Source organism: Pseudomonas artemisiae, assembly GCF_057128685.1.
Genome location: NZ_JBSKHS010000009.1, coordinates 111,669 through 130,952, shown reverse-complemented (window position 1 = coordinate 130,952; position 19,284 = coordinate 111,669). Strand labels below are relative to the sequence as shown.

Annotated in this window: 15 protein-coding genes, 2 tRNA genes and 1 pseudogene; 8 read left to right on the top strand and 10 right to left on the bottom strand. The window is 60.4% G+C overall.

What is annotated here, in order from left to right; all coding sequences use genetic code 11:
* Positions 1-49 precede the first annotated feature (49 nt).
* On the top strand, positions 50-706 hold the full coding sequence (locus ACWKV4_RS12660) for a TIGR02466 family protein (RefSeq protein ID WP_483832352.1): 657 nt from the start codon (positions 50-52) through the stop codon (positions 704-706).
* Positions 707-881: 175 nt separating this feature from the next.
* Here the strand turns inward: ACWKV4_RS12660 and ACWKV4_RS12655 are convergent, their stop codons facing one another.
* Both ACWKV4_RS12655 and ACWKV4_RS12650 read right to left on the bottom strand, forming a co-directional pair.
* Positions 882-1,586 carry an RHS repeat-associated core domain-containing protein gene (locus tag ACWKV4_RS12655; protein WP_483839550.1) on the bottom strand — a complete coding sequence of 235 codons (705 nt, stop codon included), beginning with the start codon at positions 1,584-1,586 and terminating at the stop codon, positions 882-884.
* Positions 1,587-1,866: 280 nt separating this feature from the next.
* The gene (locus ACWKV4_RS12650; RefSeq protein WP_483832354.1) at positions 1,867-2,622 is read right to left on the bottom strand and encodes a YkgJ family cysteine cluster protein; all 756 of its coding nucleotides are present in this window, start codon (positions 2,620-2,622) and stop codon (positions 1,867-1,869) included.
* A 226-nt stretch (positions 2,623-2,848) separates the two neighbouring features.
* Here ACWKV4_RS12650 and ACWKV4_RS12645 point away from each other — a divergent pair, with 226 nt between their 5' ends.
* Both ACWKV4_RS12645 and ACWKV4_RS12640 read left to right on the top strand, forming a co-directional pair.
* A complete protein-coding gene (locus ACWKV4_RS12645) occupies positions 2,849-3,091 on the top strand; it encodes a hypothetical protein (RefSeq protein WP_483832355.1) in 243 nt (80 codons plus the stop codon).
* Positions 3,092-3,193: 102 nt separating this feature from the next.
* Positions 3,194-4,111 (top strand): EthD domain-containing protein, encoded by a 918-nt coding sequence (locus ACWKV4_RS12640; protein WP_483832356.1) that lies wholly within the window; start codon positions 3,194-3,196, stop codon positions 4,109-4,111.
* A 139-nt stretch (positions 4,112-4,250) separates the two neighbouring features.
* Here ACWKV4_RS12640 and ACWKV4_RS12635 read toward each other — a convergent pair.
* Positions 4,251-4,327 (bottom strand) — tRNA-Asp (locus ACWKV4_RS12635).
* 17 nt (positions 4,328-4,344) lie between these two features.
* Positions 4,345-4,420 (bottom strand) — tRNA-Val (locus ACWKV4_RS12630).
* Between the two features lie 162 nt (positions 4,421-4,582).
* Here ACWKV4_RS12630 and rdgC point away from each other — a divergent pair.
* Positions 4,583-5,503, top strand: coding sequence for a recombination-associated protein RdgC (gene rdgC, locus ACWKV4_RS12625; protein WP_483832357.1), 921 nt, complete (start codon positions 4,583-4,585; stop codon positions 5,501-5,503).
* Between the two features lie 38 nt (positions 5,504-5,541).
* Positions 5,542-6,489 carry a bile acid:sodium symporter family protein gene (locus ACWKV4_RS12620; protein ID WP_483832358.1) on the top strand — a complete coding sequence of 316 codons (948 nt, stop codon included), beginning with the start codon at positions 5,542-5,544 and terminating at the stop codon, positions 6,487-6,489.
* Between the two features lie 485 nt (positions 6,490-6,974).
* Here the strand turns inward: ACWKV4_RS12620 and ACWKV4_RS12615 are convergent.
* A pseudogene (locus ACWKV4_RS12615) lies at positions 6,975-8,279 on the bottom strand (MFS transporter); the annotation flags it as partial.
* Positions 8,280-8,463: 184 nt separating this feature from the next.
* On the opposite strand from ACWKV4_RS12615, the gene ACWKV4_RS12610 reads away from it, so the two are divergent.
* Positions 8,464-11,949 carry a hybrid sensor histidine kinase/response regulator gene (locus ACWKV4_RS12610; protein ID WP_483832359.1) on the top strand — a complete coding sequence of 1,162 codons (3,486 nt, stop codon included), beginning with the start codon at positions 8,464-8,466 and terminating at the stop codon, positions 11,947-11,949.
* Here ACWKV4_RS12610 and ACWKV4_RS12605 read toward each other — a convergent pair.
* Entirely contained in the window at positions 11,905-13,425 is a 1,521-nt protein-coding gene (locus ACWKV4_RS12605) for a DNA recombination protein RmuC (protein WP_483832360.1), read from the bottom strand. The two genes, ACWKV4_RS12610 and ACWKV4_RS12605, sit on opposite strands and share 45 nt — an antisense overlap.
* 861 nt (positions 13,426-14,286) lie before the next feature.
* On the opposite strand from ACWKV4_RS12605, the gene ACWKV4_RS12600 reads away from it, so the two are divergent.
* On the top strand, positions 14,287-14,511 hold the full coding sequence (locus ACWKV4_RS12600; protein ID WP_483832361.1) for a hypothetical protein: 225 nt from the start codon (positions 14,287-14,289) through the stop codon (positions 14,509-14,511).
* A 543-nt stretch (positions 14,512-15,054) separates the two neighbouring features.
* Positions 15,055-16,338: an OmpP1/FadL family transporter gene (locus ACWKV4_RS12595; protein ID WP_483832362.1), complete on the top strand. Its 1,284-nt coding sequence runs from the start codon at positions 15,055-15,057 to the stop codon at positions 16,336-16,338.
* Positions 16,339-16,424: 86 nt separating this feature from the next.
* Here ACWKV4_RS12595 and ACWKV4_RS12590 read toward each other — a convergent pair whose 3' ends face one another.
* The 4 genes from ACWKV4_RS12590 to cobU are packed head-to-tail and all read right to left on the bottom strand — an operon-like array spanning position 16,425 to position 19,283.
* Positions 16,425-17,144, bottom strand: a complete 720-nt coding sequence (locus ACWKV4_RS12590; protein WP_483832363.1) for an adenosylcobinamide-GDP ribazoletransferase — start codon at positions 17,142-17,144, stop codon at positions 16,425-16,427.
* Positions 17,144-17,716 (bottom strand): alpha-ribazole phosphatase family protein, encoded by a 573-nt coding sequence (cobC, locus tag ACWKV4_RS12585; RefSeq protein WP_483832364.1) that lies wholly within the window; start codon positions 17,714-17,716, stop codon positions 17,144-17,146. Before cobC ends, ACWKV4_RS12590 begins: the two co-directional genes overlap by 1 nt.
* Positions 17,713-18,765, bottom strand: coding sequence for a nicotinate-nucleotide--dimethylbenzimidazole phosphoribosyltransferase (gene cobT, locus ACWKV4_RS12580; protein ID WP_483832365.1), 1,053 nt, complete (start codon positions 18,763-18,765; stop codon positions 17,713-17,715). The genes cobC and cobT overlap by 4 nt, the downstream gene beginning before the upstream one ends.
* Entirely contained in the window at positions 18,762-19,283 is a 522-nt protein-coding gene (cobU, locus tag ACWKV4_RS12575) for a bifunctional adenosylcobinamide kinase/adenosylcobinamide-phosphate guanylyltransferase (protein WP_483832366.1), read from the bottom strand. Before cobU ends, cobT begins: the two co-directional genes overlap by 4 nt.
* Position 19,284 lies beyond the last annotated feature (1 nt).

Below are 19,284 nucleotides of genomic sequence, written 5' to 3'. Positions count from 1 at the left end.
CACCTGATGTTCTCAGGTGGCCCTTTCCTTTTGTAAATGGCGCCGCCCCATGACTGAGCTTGTGTTCGATGAAAGCCAGCTGCATATCCGAAAGCTGTTCCCTACCCCACTGGTCAGCTGCCAGATCCCTGGGTTTGAAGCCTTGAATGAGCGTTTGAGTGCCACGATTTTCGCCCAGGAGGCCCGTTCTCGTGGAGTGCGGCACAGCAACCAGGGCGGCTGGCAGTCTACTGGCGATTTCGCCGCCTGGTCGGGGGAGGAAGGCGCGCGGTTGCTGGCCTTCGCCCAGCATATGGCCCGAAGCCTGACTGCCGTGCATACCGCCGACAACACCTTGGTGCATGCCACCTTCGATTGGCACTTCAATGCCTGGGCCAATATCAACCGGCCTGGCGATAGCAACAGCGTGCATGGCCATGCGGGCGCGTTCTGGTCAGCGGTGTATTGGGTAGACGACGGCGGGCGGGCGGAAAACCCAAACGTTGGCGGTGACCTGGAGTTTCTCGACCCCCGCGGCTTGGTAGCCTCCGCCTACCGCCCTGAACTGCGCATGCGCATCGAAGAATGCGTCACCGCTGGCTGCTCAACCACCGAAGCGGCCCGCAGCGGTACCTTGGTGATGTTCCCTTCCTGGCTCTTGCACAGCGTACGGCCCTTTACCGGCACGCGGCCTCGGGTGTCCATAGCCTTTAATTTTGGGCTCTAGAACTTCGCCAATGGGCGGACGGACGGTTAATGATCGTTGCTACTGGCCTGTTACGAAAATGAGCCCTACCAGTAGCGAAGGTACCAAGGAACCGTTCACAGCTGGCTGCCTAGGCACTAACGGGAGTGAAAACGATTTGAGTCCAAGGCTGGCAAAAGTGCCTGCGTGGAACCCATTACGTTTGAGGGTTCCGGGAGAAGCTATCGTCGGAATCATAATCCCACTCTAAGCTGGATCTACTAGATTCCCTGCTAATTGGTTGAACTGGGTCCACTGATCTTTCGAAAGGCGTTATCCGCGGCGCTTCAGCCCGTCCCAATAACGGTAGCGCTGGCTCTATACGGCCATTTGTACGTGCGTGGGACGTTGATGGAAGATGGGATGGAGCTGTCGAGGTGGCCTGGCGCGCTCTGGGCAAGGTCACAGGGGCTGAATTCAAAGTTCCTACATTATGAGTTACTGAAGGCCGAGCCGCCGGACCAGGTAACGCAATGGCTGGCGAAGCGGTCCTTCTAATCGGATAAACGATGGCTACGGGGCGATTGTGCCCTGCTTGTAGAATTCTTGTAGCGACCGGTGGTGATGCCACGGTCCGTCGCCCTTTGAAAAAGGTCGCGACCAAGGGCCAAGTCATTCGCCCACTGGGGTCCACGTTATTGACTGGATTTGCTAGACAATAAGCGTACGTATTTATTCCACCTACCCCAAATGGGCTAAGCGCATCTGGCCTATTGAAACGTTGCAGGGTAGGAAAGTAAGCACGATAACCCTGGCCCAGTATGAACATGACTTGCAGTTCTTGGTGATAACCGCAGAACGCAATCCGATTACTCAGATCAGGCCGGTATCCAAAAGGCGAGTAAGCGGCTTTGTTATTCATGACCGACCCAATGGCGTTGGTTGCCCACAGGGTCGTAGTTCTGCTTTCCATCAAAAGTTTTCCAACAATCCTATGTATAAGCGCTAGATTGCCTTATTAGGCACGCGCGGCAAGCTAGCAGATCTACCAGGCATCTCATCTTGCCCGCTCGCGGATAGTGGCTACTAAAGCCTTGCCAGCGGCCAGCCACGCCCCGGTATTGAACCGGTCGCGGCCAAGGCCAACTGCTACGAGGTGTATGGCTCCACTTGCGCGGTAAGGGCCAAGACGGTATCCCGGCTCAGGACGCCTGCCTCAGAGGGATATAGGCCGCATTGTGCTGCTCAAGCGCGGCGGCGATACGGGCGCCGGTGTCTTCGAGCCGGGCTACCAACTCAGCACTCGGCGCATGCAGCGACCAGGCGTGCTCGACAGCCGTAGCCGCCAGGCCAAAGGTTTCCACCCGCTGGGCCGCCTGTAGAAAATGGCCCATGTCCGGCATAAAGGCGGTAAAGCCTTCGCCTTTAAGGGCCATGGTACGAATGCCCAGTAATTTGCAGATCGCCGCCTTGGCGGCAATGTCGTCGCGATCGGCCTGACGCGAAGCCTCGATCAAGGTCTCCAGTGCCGGGTCTACTGCCTTGCCGCCATGAATCAATACCGGCCCCTGCTCCCACGCCTGGGGTGGGCAATCTTTCTGTTCGGCGCGCAGCGGGATATGCGGGTTGATCTCCGCCGGGTAGATGCGGCACACCAGAGGGCGCCGGTCATAGATGCGGCACATCATCTGTTGATCCAGGTTTCGACACGGGCCCTGGTTGAACGCCGCAAAGGTAATGGCTACATGCGCATGGGTGCTACCGGAGGGCACGCGTAACGAACGCCGCCGCGCGTGCTGTAACGCAGGCGACAGGTCCAGGTGTTCGTCTTCCAGAAAACCCTCGGTCAGTACGATCAAGGTACCGCCGTCGGCCGCCCATGACACGGCTTCGCTCAACGTCAGTGGCACATGGTGATCGTTACAGCACTTACCACAACCCACGCAGGAAAATCGCATGTGCGCATGCACCTCTTGAGGGAAAGCCGTTGTCGGAAAACTGGCGAATGAACCGCTGCAACGAACTAGAGCATTTTGTATGCCAGCCGATACAGTACGCCCCTACCTTAGCGACGCGGGAAAACTGCCGTACAAAAGGCTATGCTCAAGCGGTGTATCGAGAAATAGCCACCCCGTGACATCCGCGCTCCACACGGTTTGAATTGGCTGATCCCCGGAGTTACCTATGAAAGATCTACGCCAACGGCTCGAACGGCTCAATCCGCCGCTGTCCCACACCGTGGAAGCGTGCGGCGGGCACATGGTGCTGACACTGCTCGACCCACAGGTGCCGGCCCAGGTGCACCGGCAGCTGACCGAGCAACAGTGGCACAACCCAACATTGCTCGAGGTGGTGTTGCTGCATGCCATCAATGAGCTGCGGGGCAAGGGTTCGCACGCGCCGCTGGAGGCCTTTGGCTTGGTGTAATCGACCTTGGAACTCGACCTCGCGTCGGGAAGTTCGATGCGCGGCGGCGCTACGGGAGCGCCGGCCGAGTCCTAATGTTCAGGACCTATCAGGGCATATGGCATGGATAACCCACTCACCGCGCTGGACTGTTCCCAACGGGATCAGGGCATCGTAATCAACTCCTACACCACGGTGCTTCGTCACCCACAGGTGCCTTACGAGCTGTTCTCCACTTACTGGCGTGACGTGCATGGGCCGCTGTGTTCCCGGCTGCCTGGGCTTGGTTGGTATGTGCAGTACCACTTTGCCACGGAACAAGATGCCCACTTGTGGCCAAACGTGGAAGGTATCGCGGCATTGCCGGGCTATGCCTTAGACGGCGCGGTAGAGCTAGGCTTCGGCGCTGCGGATGCTCAGCAGCGTTTCAAGGCCGCCAGCAAGGTGCTGTTCGTGGACGAACAAAATATGTTCGAAGAAACCCTGTGCTACGGCTTACCGAAAGGCTCTACCACTTTCGTGGATTATCTGGCTAACCCCAACCCCAACGAAACCGACCCTCTGGACAGGCTGCATGTGCATTTTCACGGGCAGCCTGGAGCACGCGACGCCTTCAAAGCGTTCTTTAATGAGCAACTGGCGCCAGCCATGGCCGCGGACCCTTCGGTACTCAAGCTGCGTCTGCACCTGCCCGACCCTTATGACAATGCCCGCCCGGCGCCACCCTCGCCCAACGTACGGCACGAAGCGCCGCCCGCCCGATTGCATCTGGCCATGCTGGAGTTAGTGTTCGAGTCGGCCTTGGCGCGCCGGCAGTTCTATGGCTCCAATGCCTTCCGCCAAGCGGTGGGAGGCTTGAGCCAGCATGTCCGCTATGTGACCCCTTTCGCGGTGCGGGGCGTGTTCACCTATGTACGGGACGGCGAGCTTACCCTCGCGGGCCTGCGGGGCAGCCGCGCTGCGCAGCTGATACGCCAATTGGGTGCGGTAAACCAGACTGGCCCGGACACCAAGGCGTTCTTCGCAGCGCCTTCCAAGTAACCTTGAATAGTACCCGCCCACGCTGCCAAGCTTGCAACTCAGCGCGGCGAGGGTGAAAACGCGCAAACAAAAAAGGCGACCTTTTCAGGTCGCCTTTCCGGCAGCTTATTGGATGTTCAGCGGGCCCAATAAGCAAATATGGCGCAGCGGACGGGACTCGAACCCGCGACCCCCGGCGTGACAGGCCGGTATTCTAACCGACTGAACTACCGCTGCGCGATACACTGAGCGAGTGGTGGGTGATGACGGGATCGAACCGCCGACATTCTGCTTGTAAGGCAGACGCTCTCCCAGCTGAGCTAATCACCCGTTGTCTCTCGGTGTGGCGCGCATTCTACGGGCGGCTTTCCCTGCTGGCAAGCACTTTTTAAAAAAATTTTTCCTGACCTTCCAAAGACTTAGCGCAGGGTTGGCCTGAGGCCTAACAGAGAGAATAATGCGCGGCTTCTGTTCTTCGAGAGACACCCGCCCATGTGGTTCAAAAACCTGCTCGTCTATCGCCTTACCCAGGAAGTGCCCTTCGACGCCGAGGCGCTGGAAGCTGCCCTGGCCAGCAAGCCGGCACGCCCTTGCGCCAGCCAGGAGCTTGCAACCTATGGCTTTGTGGCCCCCTTCGGTAAAGGCGAAGACGCCCCCCTGGTTCATCTGAGCCAGGATTTCCTCTTGATCGCCGCCCGTAAAGAAGAGCGCATTCTGCCCGGCAGCGTGGTTCGTGACGCGGTACAAGAGAAAATCGAAGAGATTGAAAACGAGCAGATGCGCAAGGTCTACAAGAAGGAGCGCGATCAGATCAAAGACGAGATCATCCAGGCCTTCCTGCCCCGCGCCTTTATTCGCCGCTCCAGCACCTTCGCCGCTATCGCACCCAAGCAAGGCCTGATCCTGGTGAACTCCGCCAGCGCCAAGCGGGCCGAAGACCTGCTCTCCACCCTGCGCGAAGTGATGGGCTCGCTCCCGGTACGGCCGCTGTCGGTGAAAATCGCCCCGAGCGCGACCCTGACCGACTGGGTCAAGACCCAGAACGCCGCTCCGGATTTTTTCGTGCTGGACGAATGCGAACTGCGTGACACCCATGAAGACGGCGGTACCGTGCGCTGCAAGCGCCAGGACCTAACCAGTGACGAAATCCAGTTGCACTTGAACACCGGCAAACAAGTCACCCAGTTGGCCCTGGGCTGGCAGGATAAGCTGTCGTTCGTACTGGACGACAAAATGGTGATCAAGCGCCTGCGCTTCGAAGAATTGCTGCAAGACCAGGCCGAAGAAGATGGCGGCGAAGAAGCCCTGAGCCAGCTCGACGCCAGCTTCACCCTGATGATGCTGACCTTTGGCGACTTCCTGCCTGCCCTGTTCGAAGCCCTGGGTGGGGAAGAGCTCCCCCAAGGCCTTTGATGTATCGCCCTGCCCCACCACTCTAAAAGGACACACCCATGCGCGCTCTGGCCGCTTTCAGCCGTTTCGTAGGAAATACCTTTGCCCTGTGGGTATTGGTGTTCGCCCTATTGGCCTTTATGCAGCCAGCCTGGTTCATTGGGCTCAAAGGTGCCATCGTGCCGTTGCTGGGGCTGGTGATGTTCGGCATGGGGCTGACCCTCAAGCTCGACGATTTCGCCGAGGTATTGCGCCACCCGTGGCGCGTGGGCCTAGGGGTGGTGGCGCACTTTGCGATCATGCCTGGGGTGGCCTGGGTGCTGTGCCAGGCGTTTGCGTTGCCGCCAGAAATCGCCGTGGGGGTGATTTTGGTGGGCTGCTGCCCTAGCGGTACCTCCTCGAACGTAATGACCTGGCTGGCCAAGGGCGATCTTGCGCTGTCAGTGGCCATCGCCGCGGTGACCACCCTATTGGCGCCCCTGCTTACCCCTACGCTGATCTACCTGCTGGCCTCGGCCTGGATGCCCGTATCCTTCTGGGATATGTTCTGGTCGATTCTGCAGTTCGTGATGCTGCCGATCGTGCTTGGGGTGATTGCGCAAAAGCTGCTGGGCAAAGCGGTGGCCGTGGCGGTGGAAGTGCTTCCGTTGGTTTCTGTAGTGAGCATCGTGATGATCGTGTGCGCGGTGGTGGCGGCCAGCCAGGCAAAGATCGCCGAGTCTGGCATGTTGATCATGGCGGTGGTCATACTGCATAACGGCTTCGGCTACCTGCTGGGGTACTTCACCGGCCGGGTATGCGGCCTGCCCCTGGCCCAGCGAAAGTCCCTGGCGCTGGAAGTGGGCATGCAAAACTCAGGTTTGGGGGCGGCCCTGGCCGCAGCGCACATTTCCCCCATCGCCGCCGTGCCCAGCGCCCTGTTCAGCGTATGGCACAACATTTCCGGGGCGCTGCTTTCTACGGTGTTCCGGCGGATGAAAGAACAGCCAGAGGCCGAAGCCTTGTAGGCGCCGCGCTATCACGCAGCAAACAGGGGCGCATAACGTTGACTCTGCGGCGCTTGATCTCAAAAGCATTGGCTTCCTGTGGGAGCTAGTAAAGCTGCGAATGATCTACACCTAAAGGCTGGAACTTGAGCTAACCTTCGGGGCATAGATCAAACAATCGGCCTGAACACGGCGTATACATCCTGCTGCGCAGTGGCTTCACCTCATGGTTTCGCCTTTACGGCGTCCCCCGGAAGGCCGGCCCCGTTTGTTTCGGCAAAAAGGGGGAAAACCATGGCGCTTTACGGGCGGCCGATCCGAGGCGCAGTCTGCGGGGTCTGTGAGTTCTGTGCACTGGGACGGCTTCGCTGTCCAGCGCGCATAGCGCTAGTTAAAGTAGTGTGATCTTAATCTTTTAAAATCAAAACGTTATGTTTTGTTTGATGAGAGCCAACGCCAGTTGCCGAACCTCTGTAAGGCTGGCGCTACCCTTTGCGCCAGCCCCGCAGCCAGGCCACGAACCGCTGGCCGAATTCCGGCACGCGGTTGAACAGGTAGGCGTTAACCCCAAGGTTCATGATCGATACCACCAGGAACAGCTGCGGGATGCTTAACCCCAGGCCGCTGAGCAGGGCCATGGCCATCACCGCCGACACCACCATGAACAGCGCATTGAGAATGTTATTGGCAGCAATTACCTGGGCCCGCTGATGGGCCGGTGAGCGCGCCTGCATCAGGGCGTACAGCGGCACGATATAAAAGCCGCCAAATACCCCCAGGCCCAATACATCCGCCAGCACAGGCCATACCGCATCGAGCTTGAGCAGTTGCCACCAGCCGTAACCGCTATCCAGCGCTGGCGCGGGCACACCCCCTGAATGCCACCACCAGAACGCGCCAAACACAGACAGCCCCAGCGCGCCAAAAGGCACCAGGCCGATTTCCACTTGGCCCCGTGATAACCGCTCACAGAGCATCGAGCCCAAGGCGATGCCCACCGAGAACAGGGTCAACACCAAGGTAACGGTGGTTTCGTCCCCCCGCAGCCAGGTTTTGGCGTAAGCAGGAATCTGCGTGAGGTAAGTAGCCCCCATAAACCAGAACCAGGAATTGCCCAGCAGCGCCTTGGACACCACAGGCGTTTGCCCAAGCCCCAGCCGTAGGGTGCGCAGGGTTTGAACGGGAATGTTCCAACTGAGCGCCAGGCCTGGCGCTGTAGCCTCGGCGGGGGGGATCGCACGGCTGGCCAGGTACCCCAGGGCGGCGACGCCGAGGGTCGCCCAGGCCACCACTGGGGCGTAATCGGCCTGGGCGAGCAGCACGCCTGCCAGGAGGGTGCCGCCAAGAATAGCCAAAAATGTGCCCATTTCCACCAGGCCATTGCCGCCCAGCAATTCGCTAGGCCTAAGGGCCTGAGGCAGTATCGAGTACTTTACCGGGCCAAACAGCGCCGAGTGCGTGCCCATGGCAAAGAGGGTCAGCAGCAGCAAAGGCAGGTGCCCGTATAAAAAGCCCACCGCCCCCATCCCCATGATCACCAGCTCGGCCAGCTTGATGGCGCGGATCAGCCGGTCCTTGGCCAAGCGCTCGCCCAATTGCCCGGCCAGGGCCGAGAATAGAAAGAACGGCAAGATAAACAGCAAGGCGCAGAGGTTGATCCATAAGGCACGGTCCCCTTCCACGCTGAGCTTATACAGGATGGCCAGGATCAGCGCCTGCTTGAACACGTTGTCGTTGAACGCACCGCAGGCCTGGGTCAGAAAGAACGGCAAGAACCGCCGCGTGCGAAACAGCGCGAGCTGTGAACTCATGATCCAGGAATCTCTCAAGGCCGGGGCGGCGGTGATCTATAAGAACGCCGCGCGGAAAAAAAAGCCACTGTGTTGGCCCTTGCCAATAGACCATGGTCGCCCTGACGAAGCGCGCCGGCCATGCCACACTGCGCGCTGTTTTGATATCACCGACGCGCCGGTGCTTGTCTATCGCGGAGCTTGAATGTCACTTTCCAGCGGGCTGATCGCCGCGGTCGCCCTGGCGTATATGGCGGTAATGTTCGCCATTGCCTATTGGGGCGACCGCCGCAAAACCTCTTTGCCACCCAGACTACGGGCTTGGGTGTACAGCTTGTCCCTGGCTGTGTACTGCACCAGCTGGACCTTCTTCGGCGCCGTGGGCCAGGCCGCCGAGCAGTTGTGGGCATTCTTGCCCATCTACCTGGGGCCCGCGCTGTTGCTGCTGGTGGCGCCTCGAGTGCTGCAGAAGATGGTGCTGATCAGCAAGCAGGAAAACATCACTTCAATCGCGGACTTTATCGCCGCCCGTTATGGCAAGTCGCAACCTCTTGCCATTGTGGTGGCGCTGATTTGCCTGATCGGCATGCTCCCTTACATTGCCTTACAGCTCAAAGGCATCGTGCTGGGGGTAAACCTGTTGATCGGCGCCAGCGCCGACGCCACTGGCCCGCGCGTGCAGGACACCGCCATGGTGGTGTCGTTGGTGCTGGCACTGTTCACCATCGTGTTCGGTACCCGTAGCCTGGACGTTACCGAGCACCATAGGGGCATGGTCTTGGCCATCGCCTTCGAAGCCTTGGTAAAGCTATTCGCCTTTCTGGCGGTGGGCGCTTTCATTACCTATCAGCTCTACGACGGCTTCGACGATTTACTTACCCAGGCCCGCCAAGCCCCAGCGCTGGATACCTATTGGAGCGAAACCATCAATTGGCCCTCGATGCTGGTGCAAACCGGTGTAGCGATGATGGCCATGATCTGCCTGCCACGGCAATTCCAGGTAACGGTGGTGGAGAACCTCGAAGCCCGGGATCTACGCCTGGCACGCTGGGTATTCCCTGGCTACCTGGCGCTGGCGGCCTTGTTCGTGGTGCCCATTGCCCTGGCCGGGCAAATGCTGCTGCCCCATGCGGTGATCCGCGACTCCTTTGTAATCAGCCTGCCCCTGGCTGAAGCTCACCCGGCCCTGGCCCTGCTGGCCTTTATCGGCGGCGCCTCGGCGGCTACCGGCATGGTCATCGTGGAAAGCGTGGCGCTCTCGACCATGGTGTCCAATGACATCCTGCTGCCCTGGCTGTTACGCCGGCAACGGGCCGAGCGGCCTTTCGAGGCCTTCCGCCACTGGATGCTCACGGCGCGCCGAGCCAGTATCCTGGTCATACTGCTGCTGGCCTATGTGAGCTATCGACTGCTTGGCTCTACCGCCAGCCTGGCGACCATTGGGCAAATCGCCTTCGCTGCCGTTGCCCAGCTCACCCCCGCCATGGTGGGCGCCCTGTACTGGAAGCAAGCCAACCGTCGCGGCGTATTCGCCGGCCTGGCAGCGGGCAGTTTCCTCTGGTTCTACGCCTTGGTACTGCCCATCGCCGCTCATAGCCTGAACTGGCCCCTTGAGGTATTCCCCGCCCTGGCCTGGCTGCATGGCAATCCGCTGCATTTGCCCATCTCTGCCCTGACTCAGGGGGTGCTGCTGTCCCTGGCGGGCAATTTCATCCTGTTCGCGTGGGTGTCGGTGTTGTCCCGCACGCGGGTATCGGAGCACTGGCAGGCGGGGCGTTTCGTGGGCCACCAATACAGCCTGCGGCCTAATGGCAAGGGGCTGCTGGCGGTGCAACTGGACGACCTGCTCAAGTTGGCCAGCCGTTTCGTGGGTGAAGAACGCGCCTTGCAGAGCTTCCAGCGGTTCGCCCTGGCCCAAGGCAAGGGCTTTAACCCCAGCCAAACCGCCGACCCGGACTGGATCGCCCATACCGAACACCTACTGACGGGCACCCTAGGCAGCTCCTCGACCCGCGCGGTGGTCAAGGCCGCCATTGAAGGGCGGGACATGCAGCTCGAAGACGTGGTACGAATCGCCGACGAAGCCTCGGAAGTGCTGCAATTCAACCGGGCCCTGCTGCAAGGGGCCATTGAGAATATCACCCAAGGCATCAGTGTGGTGGACCAGGACCTGCGAGTGGTGGCCTGGAACCGCCGTTACCTGGAGCTGTTCAATTACCCTGATGGGCTAATCGCGGTGGGCCGGCCCATTGCCGATATCATTCGTTTCAACGCCGAGCGCGGTTTTTGCGGCCCAGGCGAGGCTGACGAACACGTGGCGCGGCGCCTTCATTACATGCGCCAAGGCCGCGCCCATACGTCCGAGCGGGTGTTTCCCACTGGCCAAGTGATCGAGCTGATCGGCAATCCCATGCCCGGCGGCGGGTTCGTGATGAGCTTTACCGATATCACCGCCTACCGCGACGCCGAACGCGGCCTGACCCACGCCAATGAGAGCCTGGAATTGCGTGTGGCCGAACGCACTGGCGAGTTGCGGGCGCTGAACCTGGCACTGACCGAAGCCAAGGCCCACGCCGATGCGGCGAACCGCTCCAAGAGCCGCTTCCTGGCTGCCGTGGGCCATGACCTGATGCAACCGATGAACGCTGCCCGGTTGTTCTGTTCGGCGCTCGGGCACCAGCCCCATGAACTGCCCGCCGAAGCCTTGCAGCTGGTGCGGCATATGGACAGCGCTTTACGCTCGGCCGAAGAGCTGATTGGCGACTTGCTGGACATTTCTCGGCTGGAAAACGGCAAAGTCACGCCCAGCCGTGGCAGTTTCCCTTTGAACGAACTTTACAGTGCCTTGGGCAGCGAATTCGCCGTGCTGGCCAAGGAGCAACGCTTGAGTTTTCGGGTGCGCGGTACGGCACTGCGGGTAGACAGTGACATTCGGCTGCTGCGCCGGGTGCTACAAAACTTTTTGACCAACGCCTTTCGCTACGCCAAGGGCCCTGTGTTGCTGGGCGTAAGACGGGCAGGCGGGCAGGTGCGCCTGGAAGTGTGGGACCGAGGCCCTGGCATTGCTGCCGAAAAGCTCAACCTGATCTTCGAAGAATTCCAACGCTTGGACAGCCACCAGACCCGCGCGGAAAAAGGCCTGGGCTTGGGCCTGGCCATCGCCGACGGCCTGTGCCGGGTATTGGGCCATGAATTAGCGGTAAGGTCGTGGCCGGGGCGCGGCAGCGTGTTCAGCGTAAGCGTACCCCTGGCGCCAGCCTCGGTTCCCGCGCCCGCCACGCCTGCGGCCACCGCTCAGGCCTTAGCTGGCTTACGGGTGCTGTGCGTAGACAACGAAACCAGTATTTTAGTGGGCATGACCAGCCTGCTGACCCGTTGGGGTTGTACTGTCTGGACCGCCGGGAACCGCGACCAATGCGCTGCGCTGCTGGCGACGGGCATCTTGCCTCAGCTGGCGCTGGTCGATTACCACCTTGACGACGGCGACACTGGGCTGGCCGTTGTGGCCTGGCTGCGCACCACCCTAGGCGCGCCTATACCAGGGGTGGTGATCAGCGCCGATGGGCGGCCAGAAACCGTGGCGCAAGTGCATGCGGCCGGCCTGGATTACTTGCCTAAGCCCTTGAAGCCCGCGGCGCTACGCGCGTTATTGAGCCGGTATGTGGCCAGCCGTGACCTGACGCGGGCCTGAATCCCCTTCGGCAGGCCCCGCTTCGCCGGTCGACAACGCCCGGTCGATCAGGTCAGGGGGCAGGCTTTTGCTGGCCCTGGCGCCGAGCAATTTGAGTTGTTCACTGCGGCTGACCAGGTTGCCACGTCCCTCGGTCAGCTTATTACGGGCATTGGCGTACGCTTTGTCCAATTGCTGCAAACGGCTGCCGACTTCGTCCAGGTCTTGCACAAACAGCACGAATTTGTCGTACAGCCAGCCGGCGCGCTCAGCGATTTCTCGCGCATTCTGGCTTTGCCGTTCCTGCTTCCACAAGCTGTCCACTACTTTCAAGGTGGCCAGCAACGTGGTGGGGCTGACCACTACAATCTGTTTATCGAAGGCTTCCTGAAACAAGCCTGGCTCATATTGCAGGGCAGCGGCAAAGGCTGCTTCGATAGGCACGAACAGCAGCACAAAATCCAGGCTGTGCAGGCCTTCAAGACGGCTGTAATCCTTTCCTGACAAACCCTTGATATGGGCCCGCAGGCTTTGTACGTGCTGTTTCAGGGCTGCCTGGGCCACGTCTGGCTCGCTGGCGCTGACGTGCTGCTGCCACGCCACCAGGCTGACCTTGGCGTCTACCACCACTTGCTTGTCACCTGGCAGGCTGACCAGAACGTCCGGCTGGAACCGCTCGCCGCTTTCACTCTTAAGGTTGACCTGCGTGCGGTACTCCCGACCTTTTTGCAGCCCAGCGTGTTCCAACACCCGCTCGAGTACCAGCTCGCCCCAGTTGCCTTGGGTTTTCTGGCCTTTAAGCGCTTGGGTCAGGTTGGTGGCTTCATCGCTCAAGCGTAGGTTAAGTTGTTGCAGGCGCTCCAACTCCTTGGCCAAGGAGAAACGCTCTCGGGCTTCGTTACGGTAACTTTCCTCCACCCGCTTTTCAAAGGACTGGATGCGCTCTTTTAGGGGATCGAGCAATTGGCCCAGGCGCTGCTGGCTGTTATCGGCAAAGCGTTGCTCACGTTCGTCGAAAATACGCCCAGCCAACTCGGCAAATTGGGCGCGCAGTTCATCACGAGCGTTCTGCATGTCTTGCAGGCGACGTTCATGGCCTTCCTGTTGCTCACGCAGTTCCGCTTCCAGCCCCGCGCAACGGGCCTGCAATTGGCGCGAATCTTCTTCGCGCTTGGCACGTTCATGGCCCCAAGCATGGGCGGCATCCCGGCTGTTATCTACCTCCAGGCGAAGCAGTTCCAGTTCTCGCCCCGTAGCGGCCAGCTCAGACTGTAAAACGCCGTTGCGGCTGCCCAAGGCCGCTAGCTCCACCCCCTGCGCTTGCGCTTGGTTTGTCAGGCGCTGCTCTAGGGCCTGGGCCACACGCAGCCGCTCTTCCAACACAGGAAGGTCAGCGCGTGCAATGGCGGCGGCACGGTATAAATGCCAAGCAAGCCCAAGGCATGGGACAGCGCCCAGTACGGCGGCGATAAGCAGGCGTAAGGTTTCGTCAAACATTGGCATACCAACTAGAGAGAGAGACGCGCTACAGTGCATTCATTAACAGGCATTCTACCTGCCCTCAGGCTTATGCCGAAAAAATACACTGGCCGGCTTGACACCCCCAGGCTTTGTGCTCCTTTATTAGGGCGTTTTTCAAGAACCGCCGAGCTAGAGCGCCTGCTGTGCACAATCCACAGAACCTGTGGATAACACAGTGGACAACACCTAATCAGCGCCTTCAAACCCCTATGAACCGGGGCTTACAGACAAACTGTCGATTTTTTCACCAGCTCCGAAAAGTGTTTTTTTTCATTGACTTAAAAAATTTTTCGATACTGAGGCTTAAGTCCTGGACCTGTGCCCGGAAATATGACATTTCTGCTGCGCTGTGTGCACAACCTGGCTTGGACTATAAGAAGGCCATCGGGCTAATGCCCTGACCGCCTGTAGCAAACCGTCGATTATCAAAAAAAACACATAGCGCTTGCTTTTTCCTAGGCGCTTCGGTAGCTTCCGGCGAAGTTTGTACAAAAGCTGAAAGCTCTTTCGGCCGCTCAAGTCCCTCCAGCTACTCCGCCGATGCCAATCATCGTGCCCTTCGCTGTTATTTCGGACCCCACACGGCCTACTGGCCAGCGCCAAGCGTCCCTGATCGTCACGCCCCGCTGTCTCGCTTCCTAAGGTTTTGCCCGTACCTGCCGTTAACCCAGGTTCTGGCCCACCCCGTCTTGCGTACCGACCGCTCGCCTTCGCTCCATTCATATTGGCGTCACAGGCGTGCCGTACTGTTCTGGCAGGTTACCCGCTTTTCCAAGGCGGGCTGGAACGAATCCAATGTTCACGGCTCTGATCCGTGTCAATCGCAGGAACACAATAATGAACGTCAACACCCAAACCCAAGTTGCTATCTCAACGCTGTCCCAAGCCTTCGCACCGCTGCGCTGCGTAATCATCGCCGCCCGTAACGATAGCTTCAGCTTCTCGGTGGTCAACGAGCATGGCGTGGCCCGCCATACCCAGCGTTTGTACCCTGAGCAGTACGCAGCACCCGCTCCACTGCAGGCTGTCATCGAGCGCGCGCGCCAGTCCCTGGTTGCCTGACCCGCGCTCCCTGGGCGCCTTCCCCCGGCGCCCGCGCCCTTGCGCGCACCGCGCCAACGACGAAACGCCCTTCGCTCATCGGCTTTGAAGCTAAGCTTCGAGGTAGAGAGTAACAGTGCCTGTCTCCCTGGCTTACCGTTCCCTTTTACAGGCCGGTTCAACGCAATTTTTTACCCTTGTTACAAATAATCCGCTCAGTATTCGCCTGGGCAGAATGATCAAACAAGGAATGCCGACACCATGGGGGGGCAGACGTTTGTCACTGCGCCGAGGGATGTGTCAAAAATAGATCACCGCTTTGAAACCCCACGCCAGGCTGGTTGTCGGGTTGCGCTCAAGCCAAGGTGCTCTTGAAATGTCAAAATACCATCGCCATTAATCCGAACCTTAGTAGGCCTGCTGGTGCACAACCTAGAATTGTCCTACAAGATTTTCCTTGGATTGTCCTACAAAGGCGCTCTAGCCTGCGCGATACAAGCTATAGCGCCGTTTAAGATTTATTGGTAATTTGCGCCGGTGATCACCCTCGGAGTACCAACAACAATGAAAAAAGTCATGATCAGATCGAGCCTTGGCCTAGCAGTCACGCTCGCCTCCACTCAGCTCCTCGCCGCCGGTTTCGCCATCAATGAGCAAAGTGTCAGTGGCATGGGCGTGGGCTTCGCGGGTCGATCGTCATCAGCGCTCGATGCCAGTACCGTAGCCGGAAACCCGGCAGGCATGGCGCGTATCAAGCAAGAACAAATCAGCTTTGGCGCCGCTGGCATCTATGCCAATAGCGATATCGACCATTCCCGCTCTACCCTGGGTGGCAGCAGTGAAGGCGATATGGTGCCTCTGGTGGGCGTGCCCATGGGCTACTACGTAAAGCCGCTCAATGACCAATGGGCCTTGGGCTTGGGCGTGTATGCGCCCTTTGGCCTGGCAACGGACTATGAAAGTGGCTTTGCCGGGCGGTATTGGGCAGACAAAAGCGTGGTCAAGGTGGTTACCTTCCAGCCCACTATCAGCTATGCCTTCAATGACAAGGTGTCCATCGGGATTGGCCCAACCTTCAACCGGCTCGAAGGCGAGCTGACCTCCCGCACCATCAATGCGAAAAATCCGATTTCCGGTGGTGATGGCCAGGTCAAGATCAAGGGTGACGATACCGCGATGGGCTTCAATGCCGGTATCTTGGTACAAGCCACCGACAAAACCCGAGTAGGCCTAACCTATCACTCCAAAGTGGACTACAAGCTGGACGGCAAAACCAAGGTTCGCAACTTGAACCCCTTGCCTGTTCCGGGCCTGCCAGCGTTCAACTTCAAGGCCGATGCTTCTCTGGATATCACTACCCCAGAGTCGGTAGACCTGTCCTTTACCCACGAGCTTAACGACCGCTGGACGTTGTACGGGGGCAGTACCTGGACACGCTGGAGCCGCCTGGAAAGCATCACCATAGAGAACTCCGGTAGCGCCGCCGCCAACCGCCTTGGCCTGGGTACCATTACTGAAGAGCAGAACTGGCACGACACCTGGGCCCATGCCATCGGGGCGTCCTACAAGGTGAATAATCAGTGGACCCTGCGCACGGGCTTGAGCGTTGATCAGTCCCCCACCAACAACACCAACCGCTCACCGCGCATTCCCACTGGGGACCGTCGCATCCTGAGCCTGGGGGCCGGCTACAGCCCAACGGATAACATCACGCTGGACTTCGCCTATTCCTACCTCAAAGAAGAAAGCGTGGACGTGAACCTGGCCAGCGCAAGCAAAGGCGCTTATAGCTCTAGCTATCACAACAGTGCCCATGGCTTCGGTAGCTCCTTGACCTACAAGTTCTAACTCGCGGCCTGGCGCCTCAGCCCGCTCCCTACTGGCCAACGCCCAGTGGGAAGTGGGCGGGGCCTGGTGCAAGGGCTATACCCGCTTCACAGGCTAAACGCCAAACCTGCCAACACTGCCGCCTCAATGCATTCGAGTACCGCCCCCGCGGTATCGCCAGTGGTACCGCCCAGGCGCCTAAGCAGTAACCAGCGCAGCCATACGAATACCACCGCGCCCATCAGCAGGGCTTGCCCCATAAGCAGTAAGCCGAGCGCCAGGCACAGGCCCAACACGCACCACGCAGGCCTGCGGGGCACATGGCTGGCCAATGCCTGCCCCAGCCCGCCTGGGCGCACGTAAGGCGTGGTCAGGAACAACCCGAGCAGGGCCGCGCGGCCGAGCAGAGGTACCCATAACCAGCCGTGTTTGCCTGCTTCGAGCAGCGCGACCAAGGCGGCGAACTTCACCAGCAACAGCAGCACCAGGGCTATCACAGCCATGGGCCCGCTGCGCGGATCCTTCATAATGGTCAGCGTCCGTTCGCGATCACCATAGCCCCCGACCCAAGCATCGGCGGTATCCGCCAGGCCATCGAGGTGCAGGCCGCCAGTAAGCGCTACCCAGGCTGCCAGCAACAGTGCCGCGCGCAGCAACAAAGGGCCGCCGCCTAGCAGCTGGTTCAAGGCTGACAGCACCAAGGCGAACACCAGGCCCACCAAAGGGTAATAGAGCAAAGACCGGCCAGTCTCCTGCGCCGTGGGCACCCGGGGCAGGCTAACTGGCAGGCTACTCAGAAACTGTAGGGCAATCCACCAAGGCATCATCACAGCGCCGCCAGTTTGCCGCTAGCGTTTACGCACACCGAGTGCAGCGCGCCATGGGCCACGTCTACCTGGAGCAGGGCCGAGGCCGGCAGGCCCCTGGCCTGGGCCAAAAGCAAACGCATCACCCCGGCATGGCCGACCAAGAGCACACGCTGCCCGGCATACACCGAAGCCAAGCCAGCAATGGCCTTCCCTACTCGACTACAAAAGTCACTCAGCGGTTCGGCGCCAGGCGGTGTGAAGGTAAAGGGGTCACGCCAGAAATGTCCCAGTGCTTCAGCCTGATCCACCATCAGTTCGGCGGCGCTACGGCCCTCCCATTCACCAAAATGCAGTTCGCGCAGCGCTGGCATGGGCACCAAAGGCAGGCTCAAACGGCCAGCCAACCCTTCGGCAAAGGCAGCGCAGCGCTGCAAGGGCGAGGTCAAGATAGCGTCCCAAGGGCCCTGGCCTTGCACGGCGGCGTCCATTGCACGCCAACCCGTAGGGGTCAGGGCGTCATCCAGGCTGCCGCGAAAGCCACCACCGCGCTCTGTTTCACCATGGCGCAGCAAATCCAGGCGCACGCTCATGCTGGGCGATCCGCTACCGCGGCCTCGGCGAAAGTGGCCATGCCCGCATGAAGCGCGCAGGCCAGGCGCATCAAAGGCACCGCCAGCGCGGCGCCGCTGCCTTCACCCAAGCGCAGCCCAAGGTCTAGCAACGGTTGTGCGCCCATGGCGTGGAGCACACGAGCGTGGCCGGGCTCGGCGCCTTGGTGGGCGAAAAACAGCCAAGGTAGGCAACCGGGGTTCAAGCGCACGGCCACCAAGGCCGCCACCGAGCAGATAAACCCATCCACCATCACCGGCACTCCGGCTTGCGCGGCCCCCAGGTAACTGCCGGCTAAAGCCGCGATTTCAAAACCACCTACGCAGGCGAGTGTCGCCATGGGATCGGCTGCCTTAGCCCCGTGCAACTGGCACGCGGCTTCGATCACCTGGGTTTTATGCTTCACCCCCTCAGGAGCCAGGCCGGTGCCTGGCCCTACCAGTTCGCTGGCCGTACAGCCTAGCAATAGACAGCCCAAAGCACTGGCGGCGCTGGTATTGCCGATGCCCATTTCACCGCCAATGAACAGGTGCGCCCCGCCTGCCGCCGCCTGCTGGACAACCTCCCGCCCAGCCTGCAAGGCCTGCTCGCACTCGCAGGGCGTCATGGCAGCTTCCAGGGCGAAGTTGCGGGTACCGGCACCCAGGCGCATCGAGCGAACACCGGGCAGCGACAGGGGCTCTACGGTACCCATGTCCACTACGTTCAGGTTCGCGCCCAGGCTTTTGGCCAATACGCTGATCGCCGCGCCCCCATTGATGAAGTTGCGCAGCATCTGGCCGGTCACGGCCTGGGGGTAAGGCGATACGCCTTCGGCAACGATGCCGTGATCAGCGGCAAAGACCGCGATGCTTACTCGCTCGACCTTGGGCAAGGGGCTGCCCTGCAGCGCGGCCAGGCGTATGGCGAGGGTTTCCAGCTGGCCTAGGGAGCCAGCGGGCTTGGTCAATTGCCGCTGGCGCTCCTGGGCTTGCTCGGCGATATCTGCGTGGGCGCTGGCGCAAGGGGCGCGCCACCAGGCTGCGGTCATGGCTGGGGTCCTTTCAAGGTCAGTGGCAATCCGGCCATGGTCAGCACCACTTGATGGCAGCGCTGGGCAATGGCTTGATGAAGCAAACCGGCTTCATCCACGTAGCGGCGGGTCAGCTCGCCTAGGGGCACGATGCCCAACCCGGTCTCGTTACTGACCAATATGATCTCGCCAGGTAGCTCGGGCAGGCCTGCGAGCAGCGCGTCACGCTCAGCGGCGAGCCGTTGCGGGTCGTCAAGCATCAGCAGGTTGGTCAGCCACAGGGTAAGGCAGTCCACCAACAGGCACCGGTCTGCTTTGGCGTGGGTCGCCAACACTGTGGCAAGGGCCAGCGGCTCTTCGATCAGTTGCCAGTGGGCCGGGCGCCGTGCCTGGTGCAGGCGCACCCTGGCATCGAGCTCAGCATCGCGGGGCTCGCTGGTAGCGATGTAGGTGACCGGCAAGGCGCAGGCCTCGGCCAGGCTTTCGGCCAGGCGGCTTTTGCCGGACCGCGCGCCGCCCAGGATCAATCGCAACATA